Annotated in this window: 1 protein-coding gene; it reads left to right on the top strand. The window is 45.4% G+C overall.

All coding sequences use genetic code 11. The annotated features are described in order from the left end of the window. On the top strand, positions 1-421 hold a 421-nt coding region (locus ACNKXV_RS13400), incomplete at both ends, for a M1 family aminopeptidase (RefSeq protein WP_417908238.1).

Genomic DNA, 421 nt, shown 5'->3' with positions numbered 1-421 from the left:
CAATGACGTGTGGATGAAGGAAGTCTTTGCCGGCTTTATGGGCGGTAAAATCGCCAATCCAGCCTTTCCCAACATCAATCATGACCTGCTTTTCCTGACTTCTCATTATCCCTCAGCTTATGCAGAAGATCGTTCCAAGGGCACGCATCCCATCCGACAAAACCTAGATAATCTCAAAAATGCAGGCTCCCTTTATGGAAGCATCATCTATGACAAGGCCCCGATCATGATGCGCCAATTGGAGCAGACTATGGGTGAAGAGGCTTTCAAAAAAGGAATCCAAACCTATATCTCCTCTTTTGCTAACAGCAATGCCGACTGGAATGATCTGATCACCATCTTAGATAAAGAATCTGAGCTCGATTTAGCTGAATGGAGTGAAGTCTGGGTCCACCAATCTAGCAGACCAATTTTTTCTGCG

Origin of the sequence: Christiangramia aquimixticola (assembly GCF_048285835.1) — a bacterium.
In the GTDB taxonomy this organism is placed as follows: Bacteria; Bacteroidota; Bacteroidia; order Flavobacteriales; family Flavobacteriaceae; genus Christiangramia; species Christiangramia aquimixticola.
Note: the sequence above shows the minus strand (reverse complement) of the source record. Positions and strands in the feature narration are given on the sequence as shown.